This is a genomic window from Sphingomonas albertensis (genome assembly GCF_014358075.1).
GTDB lineage: Bacteria > Pseudomonadota > Alphaproteobacteria > Sphingomonadales > Sphingomonadaceae > Sphingomonas > Sphingomonas albertensis.
The window spans coordinates 1-6,158 of sequence record NZ_JACONT010000069.1; the positions used below are offsets into that span (position 1 = coordinate 1).

The following is a 6,158-nucleotide window of genomic DNA, read 5'->3' on the forward strand; positions in this document are numbered from 1 at the left end:
GCCCCCATTCGCCTGGAACAGCTCCAGCGTCCGCTGCTTCGCCAGGTCCGCACTCGGCTCGTGATAATCCTTCCGCCGGTCCGAATTGAACCCGTGACCCGCCTCGTAGACATACACCGTCGCGTTCGGCCAATCCTTGGCGATGACCTGCTCGACGCCTTCCATGGGGATGCCGTGGTCGTGGCGGCCGAAGTGGAGGATCACCGGCACCTTCGGCTCCTCGTCCGCCGCCGCTGGGATCATGCTGCCGTAATAGCCGCTCGCCGCCGCGACGCCGGTGAGCTTGGTCGAGGCGAACCACGCGACCGAACCGCCATAGCAATAGCCGACCACGAACACCGGCCCGGCGGGGGCGAGCGTGTCGATGCAGGTCTGGACGTCCTTCAGCGACAGGTCGAACGGGTGGAGTTGCCGCGCAAGTTCGACGCCGCGCGCGAGGCCATCGGCCGAATAATCCGCCTCGAAGCCGGGGTGCTCGCGATCGAACAGGGCCGGCGCGAGAACCTCGTAGCCGTCGGCAGCGTATTCGTCGCAGAGGTCGCGGATGTGGTCGGTCACGCCGAAGATCTCCTGCACCAGCACGAGGCCACCGCGGCGTTCGCCGCTCGGGTGCGCGTGATAGACCGCAACGGTCGCGCCGTCGGACATGGTCATCGTTTCCATCGTGCCGGTCATTCTGATTTCCTATCCGCCATGCCGGACTGGTTCCGGCATCCACCGTGCCGCATCGGCAACAAGCCGTAGGGTTAGCGGAGCGGTGGACCCCGGAACAAGCCCGGGGTGACGCAGAGTGAATGACAAAACAGTCACAAACCGATCGCCCCGACCGTCCGGCCGGGTTGCCAATCCGGGAACCCGATGCTACCCGCGCCGCGTCCCATGAGAGGTGCTTTCGCGCCCTCTTCCCCCGTGGGGCGGCACTATTTCGGTTTCATGCGAGGATTGACAGGTCCGTGGAGACATCCGGCGGTATTCAAGCGAGCTTAGGCGGGCGTTACGCGCTGGCCCTGTTCGAACTCGCGCGTGACGCGAAGACGATCGATGCGGTCGAGTCGAGCCTGGCGAACGTGCGCGACGCGCTCGCGCAGTCGGAGGACTTCCGCAACCTGACGGTCAGTCCGATGGTCTCGCGTGGCGCTGCCGTAAAGGCAGTCTCGGCAGTGGCCGACGAACTCGGCGTCGATGCGACCACCAAGAGCTTCCTCGGCGTCCTCGCTGAGAACCACCGGCTGGGCGCGCTGCCGAAGATCATCAAGGCATTCCGCGCACTTGCCGCGCAGCATCGCGGCGAGATCGCGGCCGAGGTGACGTCCGCGCATCCGCTGACCGACGAGCAGGTGATCGAGCTGAAGCATCAGCTCCGCCAGCGGGTCGGCCGTGAAGTTTCCGTCGACCTCAGCGTCGACCCATCGTTGCTGGGTGGACTCGTCGTCCGCGTCGGCAGCCAGATGATCGATTCGTCGATCAAGACGCGTCTCAACACTCTCGCGCACGCGATGAAGGGCTAAGCTAATGGATATCCGCGCCGCAGAAATCTCGAAGATCATCAAGGATCAGATCGCCAATTTTGGCACCGAGGCCCAGGTCAGCGAGACCGGCCAGGTGCTGAGCGTCGGCGACGGCATCGCGCGCATCTTCGGCCTCGACAACGTCCAGGCCGGCGAGATGGTCGAATTCTCGAACGGCGTGCAGGGCATGGCGCTCAACCTCGAGGCCGATAACGTCGGCGTCGTGATCTTCGGGAGCGATTCCGAGATCAAGGAAGGCGATATCGTCAAGCGTACCGGCACGATCGTCGACGTGCCGATCGGCAAAGAGCTGCTCGGCCGCGTGGTCGATGGCCTCGGCAACCCGATCGACGGCAAGGGTCCGATCCACACCACCGAGCGCAGCCGCGTCGAAGTGAAGGCACCGGGCATCATTCCGCGCCAGTCGGTCAGCGAGCCGGTTCAGACCGGGCTCAAGGCGATCGACGCCCTCGTCCCCGTCGGCCGCGGCCAGCGCGAGCTGATCATCGGCGATCGCCAGACCGGCAAGTCGGCCGTCGCGATCGACGCGTTCATCAACCAGAAGATCGCCAACGCGGGCGACGACGAGTCGAAGAAGCTGTATTGCGTCTATGTCGCGATCGGCCAGAAGCGCTCGACCGTGGCCCAGCTGGTCAAGACGCTCGAAGAGAATGGCGCGATGGAATATACCATCGTCATCGCCGCGACCGCGTCGGATCCCGCACCGCTTCAGTATCTCGCGCCCTACACCGGCGTCGCGATGGGCGAGTATTTCCGCGATCGCGGCATGCACGCACTGATCTGCTACGACGATCTGTCGAAGCAGGCGGTCGCGTATCGCCAGATGTCGCTGCTGCTGCGTCGTCCGCCGGGCCGTGAAGCGTATCCCGGCGACGTGTTCTATCTGCACAGCCGTCTGCTCGAGCGTGCGGCGAAGATGTCGGACGCGAACGGCGGCGGCTCGCTGACCGCGCTGCCGATCATCGAGACGCAGGCGGGCGACGTTTCGGCGTACATCCCGACCAACGTGATCTCGATCACCGACGGCCAGATCTTCCTCGAGACCGACCTGTTCTTCTCGGGTGTGCGCCCGGCGATCAACGTCGGCCTGTCGGTGAGCCGCGTCGGTTCGGCTGCTCAGACCAAGGCGATGAAGAAGGTGTCGGGCTCGATCAAGCTCGAGCTGGCGCAGTACCGCGAGATGGCGGCGTTCGCGCAGTTCGGGTCGGATCTCGATGCGTCGACGCAGAAGCTGCTCAACCGTGGCGCGCGCCTGACCGAGCTGCTCAAGCAGGCGCAGTTCTCGCCGCTGCCGTTCGAGGAGCAGACCGTGTCGATCTTCGCTGGCACCAGCGGCTATCTCGACAAGGTGCCGGTCGCCGACGTGACCCGCTACGAGCAGGCACTGCTGGCCGACATGCGCGCGAACCACGCCGACGTGCTGAAGCTGATCCGCGATACCCGCGATTTGGGTAACGAGGCGAAGGACAAGCTGAAGGCAGCGCTCGAAGCGTTCGCGAAGACGTTTGCATAAATAACTTGTGTCCCCGCGAAGGCGGGGACCCAGACTGGGCCCCCGCCTTCGCGGGGGAACAAGGGAACGAGAATGGCGAGCCTTAAGGCCCTCAAGATCCGCATCGGCTCGGTGAAGTCGACGCAGAAGATCACCAAGGCGATGAAGATGGTCGCCGCTGCGAAGCTGCGCCGTGCGCAGGACGCGGCGGTTGCCGGGCGTCCGTATGCCGAGCGCCTCGAAGCGGTGATGGCGAGCCTCGCGGGGCGCGTCGGCATCGCGCCGGGCGCATCGCCGCTGCTCGCGGGCACCGGCAAGGACCAGGTCCACCTGATCGTCATCGCGACGTCGGAGCGTGGCCTCGCGGGTGCGTTCAACACCAACATCGTCCGTGCGGCACGTCGCAAGGCCGAGGAGCTGATCGCGGCGGGCAAGACCGTGAAGTTCTACGTCGCCGGCAAGAAGGGGCGCGTGATCAAGCGCTTCTTCCCGAACGACATCCTCGCCGATCACGAGATGGGCCAGATCAAGAAGCTCGCGTTCAGCGATGCGCAGGAAATCTCCGAGGACCTGATCAAGCGCTTCGGCGAGGGTCAGTTCGACGTCGCGCATCTGTTCTACGCGAAGTTCGTGTCGCCGCTCGTGCAGCTTCCGACCGGCATCCAGATCATCCCGATTCCGTTGTCGACGATCCCGGGCGCGGAAGCCAAGCCGAACGCGCCCGCCGAAGCCGTGGTCGAGTACGAGCCGGACGAGGAAGCGATCCTCGCCGATCTCCTGCCGCGCAACGTCGCGATCCAGATTTTCCGCGCGCTGCTCGAAAACGCAGCGTCGGAGCAGGGCTCGCGCATGAACGCGATGGATAACGCCACGCGCAATGCCGGCGACATGATCACGCGCCTCTCGATCCAGTATAACCGCACGCGTCAGGCCGCGATCACGACCGAGCTGGTCGAGATCATCTCGGGTGCCGAAGCGCTGAAATGAAGTTCGCGGTCGCCCTGACCTTGATCCTCGGTTCGGCGATGCTGGCTGGCTGCGGCAAGCCGGCACCGTCGGTGCGCGAGCAGGAGGCGGCGCAGACCGCGTCCGTCGCGACGCTGTCGGGCTGGGATAGGCTGTTTGGCGCTCCCCAGGAGACGATCGGCGCGATCAACCAGGCGGGCTTTGCGCTCGGGGCCTATGCGGCGAAGGACGGTGGCTTCACCGCGACCGGCCAGCCGCGGATGTTCTCCAACTCGAACGCGGCCAAGCCCAACACGACCTCGGTTGCTGTTACGGGCAAGACCGCCACGGCAATCGACACCGTGACTTACGCGCTGACGCTGACCGACCCGGTCGACGCGACCACCGCCCGGATGCGGCTCGCGCAGACCGTCGGCGAGTTTCTCGGCCGCTTCAAGATCAAGGCGTCGCCCGACCTCTTGCGCGCGATCCGCCTCGGTCAGCCGCTCGACGCGGCACCGGCCAAGGTGGCGATCGTGCCTTCGACCAACGGTGCGCCCGAGCGCATCGACGTGACTTTTACCCGTTCACCGGCTACCAACCCGGCCAACAACAAGACCCAAGGATAGTGTGATGGCAACCGCCGCTGAAGACATCCGCCCGACCGAGGGCAGCTCGAAGGCCACGAATAATACTGGCCGCATCTCGCAGGTGATCGGTGCCGTCGTCGACGTGCATTTCCCCGACAATCTGCCCGCGATTCTGTCGGCGCTCGAAACCGATAACAACGGCAACCGGCTCGTGCTGGAAGTCGCGCAGCATCTCGGCGAGAACACGGTTCGTACGATCGCGATGGATGCCACCGAGGGCCTGACCCGCGGCCAGACCGTCACCGACACCGGCTCCCAGATCCGCGTGCCGGTCGGTCCGAAGACGCTCGGCCGCATCCTCAACGTCATCGGCGAGCCGATCGACGAGCGTGGCCCGGTCGGCGCAGAGACGACCGCCCCGATCCACGCCTCGGCGCCGCTGTTCGTCGACCAGTCGACCGAGAGCGCGATTCTGGTCACCGGCATCAAGGTCATCGACCTGCTCGCACCCTATGCGAAGGGCGGCAAGATCGGTCTGTTCGGTGGCGCCGGCGTCGGCAAGACCGTGCTGATCCAGGAGCTGATCAACAACATCGCCAAGGGTCACGGCGGCACCTCGGTGTTCGCAGGCGTTGGCGAGCGTACCCGCGAGGGTAACGATCTGTACCACGAGTTCCTCGACGCAGGCGTCATCGCCAAGGATGCCGACGGCAATCCGCAGTCGGAGGGCTCGAAGGTCGCGCTGGTGTTCGGCCAGATGAACGAGCCGCCAGGCGCACGCGCCCGCGTCGCGCTGTCGGGCCTGACGATCGCCGAGTATTTCCGTGACGTCGAAGGCCAGGACGTGCTGTTCTTCGTCGACAACATCTTCCGCTTCACGCAGGCGGGCGCAGAGGTTTCGGCACTGCTCGGCCGTATTCCGTCGGCCGTGGGCTATCAGCCGACGCTGTCGACCGACATGGGCGCGCTCCAGGAGCGCATTACGTCCACGAACAAGGGCTCGATCACCTCGGTGCAGGCCGTGTACGTGCCGGCCGACGATCTTACCGATCCGGCGCCGGCGACGTCGTTCGCGCATCTCGATGCGACGACCAACCTCAACCGTGCGATCTCGGAGCTGGGCATCTACCCGGCGGTCGATCCGCTCGATTCGACCTCGCGTCTGCTCGAGCCCCGCGTCGTCGGCCAGGAGCATTACGACACCGCGCGTGCCGTCCAGTCGACGCTGCAGAAGTACAAGTCGCTGCAGGACATCATCGCCATCCTCGGCATGGACGAGCTGTCCGAAGAGGATAAGCTCACCGTCCAGCGTGCGCGGAAGATCCAGAAGTTCCTGAGCCAGCCGTTCCACGTCGCCGAGGTCTTCACCGGCATCAGCGGCAAGTTCGTCCAGCTCGAGGACACGGTCCGCTCGTTCAAGGCGGTGGTCGAGGGCGAGTATGATCACTTGCCAGAGGCGGCGTTCTACATGGTCGGCGGCATCGACGAAGCCGTCGCCAAGGCCGAGAAGATGGCCGCGGAAGCGTAACTTCCAACTGCTCCCTCTCCCCTGCGGGGAGAGGGTTGGGGTGAGGGGCTACCACAAGCGCCACACCCCGGTAC

The 6,158-nt window shown here is 65.4% G+C and carries 6 protein-coding genes; 5 read left to right on the forward strand and 1 reads right to left on the reverse strand.

Translation table 11 applies throughout. The features are described from left to right. A partial coding sequence (locus H8S47_RS18350; RefSeq protein WP_187505214.1) for a dienelactone hydrolase family protein occupies positions 1 to 675 on the reverse strand: 675 nt, incomplete at its 3' end. Positions 676 to 953: 278 nt separating this feature from the next. Here H8S47_RS18350 and H8S47_RS18355 point away from each other — a divergent pair. From H8S47_RS18355 to atpD, 5 genes are all read left to right on the forward strand, one after another. Beyond that, positions 954 to 1,508 carry a F0F1 ATP synthase subunit delta gene (locus H8S47_RS18355; protein WP_187505215.1) on the forward strand — a complete coding sequence of 185 codons (555 nt, stop codon included), beginning with the start codon at positions 954 to 956 and terminating at the stop codon, positions 1,506 to 1,508. 4 nt (positions 1,509 to 1,512) lie between these two features. Next, entirely contained in the window at positions 1,513 to 3,042 is a 1,530-nt protein-coding gene (gene atpA / locus H8S47_RS18360; RefSeq protein ID WP_055873607.1) for a F0F1 ATP synthase subunit alpha, read from the forward strand. A 72-nt stretch (positions 3,043 to 3,114) separates the two neighbouring features. Beyond that, on the forward strand, positions 3,115 to 4,008 hold the full coding sequence (locus H8S47_RS18365) for a F0F1 ATP synthase subunit gamma (protein WP_187505216.1): 894 nt from the start codon (positions 3,115 to 3,117) through the stop codon (positions 4,006 to 4,008). Beyond that, positions 4,005 to 4,595 carry a hypothetical protein gene (locus H8S47_RS18370; RefSeq protein ID WP_187505217.1) on the forward strand — a complete coding sequence of 197 codons (591 nt, stop codon included), beginning with the start codon at positions 4,005 to 4,007 and terminating at the stop codon, positions 4,593 to 4,595. The genes H8S47_RS18365 and H8S47_RS18370 overlap by 4 nt, the downstream gene beginning before the upstream one ends. 4 nt (positions 4,596 to 4,599) lie before the next feature. Continuing rightward, on the forward strand, positions 4,600 to 6,084 hold the full coding sequence (atpD, locus tag H8S47_RS18375) for a F0F1 ATP synthase subunit beta (RefSeq protein WP_055873598.1): 1,485 nt from the start codon (positions 4,600 to 4,602) through the stop codon (positions 6,082 to 6,084). The last annotated feature ends 74 nt before the right edge of the window (positions 6,085 to 6,158 follow it).

What these genes read in the sequence shown, in the direction of transcription:
- atpA (WP_055873607.1), top strand. Translation starts at nt 1,513, where the DNA reads ATGGATATCCGCGCCGCAGAAATCTCGAAGATCATCAAGGATCAGATC.
- H8S47_RS18365 (WP_187505216.1), top strand. Translation starts at nt 3,115, where the DNA reads ATGGCGAGCCTTAAGGCCCTCAAGATCCGCATCGGCTCGGTGAAGTCG.
- atpD (WP_055873598.1), top strand. Translation starts at nt 4,600, where the DNA reads ATGGCAACCGCCGCTGAAGACATCCGCCCGACCGAGGGCAGCTCGAAG.
- H8S47_RS18370 (WP_187505217.1), top strand. Translation starts at nt 4,005, where the DNA reads ATGAAGTTCGCGGTCGCCCTGACCTTGATCCTCGGTTCGGCGATGCTG.